We start from the raw sequence: 1,337 nt of genomic DNA on the forward strand, positions 1-1,337 counted from the left end.
CCGCCGGCGACAGGGGTCTCGGGGCCGGTGAGCGCGGGGACGGAACCCCCGGCGACGAGGCAGGCGGACCGGCTCGCTGCGGGGGCGCACAAACCGGCCTCGACGAGTTCTGAGCGGGGGGAGACACTGTCGCCGACGGGTTTAGGTACCGCGAGCGCTTGTGTGTGGTATGGACAAGAACGTCGGATCCATGGACAGACGTGTTCGCGTCGCGGTCGGCGCGGTCGTCGGAACGCTCTCGCTCGCGACCCTTGCCGGTGTCGCCCCGCTGCCGGCGCTCGCCGCGCCGGTGTTCGGTGTCGTGGCCATCGCGGCCCTGGGGACCGCTGCCACGGGGACTTGCGGGCTCTACTCGCTGCTCGGCGTCGACACCTGTCGTGTCGACCCGGGGAAGTAGCGCCGCCGCCGGGGACGTGCTGTCGCCTCACTCGACCGGCAGCTCCAGATCCGTCAGCCGCCGCGCGCGGTAGAACCGGGCGTATCGTGTGAGCGCCCGCCAACCCACGACGGCGAGGCCGGCCCCGAGCGAGTTCACGAGGACGTCGGCGTAGTCGCCGTGGCGGTTCGCCAGGGTGGACTGGAGCAGTTCGACGCCCGCTCCGTACGCGACGGCGACGAGGAAGACGATGGCGAGTACCTGCCGATCGGGCCGCGGCGAGTCGTGGAGCGCGTACGCGAGCGTCGCGGTCAACCCCGCGTACGCCAGCAGGTGGAGCCACGTCGAGAACCCCACCAGCCCGAACGGGCCCGACCGGAACGTGCCGCTGCCGGGTGCTGGCACGACCGAGTAGTAGAGGATGACGAGTCCGACGAGCGCCACCGCCGCCCATCGGAGCGAACCCGGGACGAGTGGGAGTCGGAGTCGAGGCATTCGGCGGACCTGCGTGCGCCCGTGACCTAAACCGTCCGGTCCGGGTCGGGGAAGCCGGGCAGAGTCGGTCGGGGAAGGGAGGGTCATTTGGAGGCGGGGCGGGGACGTTATCTCGCCTCGACGACCCCGACAACGCAGCACTTTAGCCGGTCCCCTCCCGACGACTCGGGTAATGGCGGACCCGTACGCCGCGACGCGCGAGCTCCTCGCGGACCGACCGGAGATCGCGGACGCGCTGGAGTCGCTGCTCGACGCGGACGCGACGGGGCCGTGGACGTTCGAGGACGTCGACATCGACTCGGGCACCTTCGGCGAGCTCGTCTCGCGCGGGGTGGTCGAGCGGACCGACGACGGCGACGCTTTCCGATCTCGCCGACCGCGAGCTTTTCATCGCTCGGCCGCGTCGTTGTCTAACATATGGCACATAAGACCCCGGACGACGTCTCGGCTCCGACGGAGGACGGGT

At 70.9% G+C, this 1,337-nt stretch carries 3 protein-coding genes; 2 read left to right on the plus strand and 1 reads right to left on the minus strand.

The features are described from left to right. Positions 1-169 precede the first annotated feature (169 nt). Complete coding sequence (locus ACFQEU_RS16030; RefSeq protein ID WP_379783787.1) at positions 170-397, plus strand: YgaP family membrane protein; 228 nt, start codon at positions 170-172, stop codon at positions 395-397. Positions 398-424: 27 nt separating this feature from the next. Here the strand turns inward: ACFQEU_RS16030 and ACFQEU_RS16035 are convergent, their stop codons facing one another. Beyond that, positions 425-871, minus strand: coding sequence for a VanZ family protein (locus ACFQEU_RS16035; protein ID WP_379783789.1), 447 nt, complete (start codon positions 869-871; stop codon positions 425-427). 172 nt (positions 872-1,043) lie between these two features. Here ACFQEU_RS16035 and ACFQEU_RS16040 point away from each other — a divergent pair. Next, the coding region (locus ACFQEU_RS16040) for a hypothetical protein (RefSeq protein ID WP_379783791.1) at positions 1,044-1,337 on the plus strand (294 nt) is incomplete at its 3' end.

Source organism: Halorubrum tibetense (assembly GCF_042661865.1).
In the GTDB taxonomy this organism is placed as follows: Archaea; Halobacteriota; Halobacteria; order Halobacteriales; family Haloferacaceae; genus Halorubrum; species Halorubrum tibetense.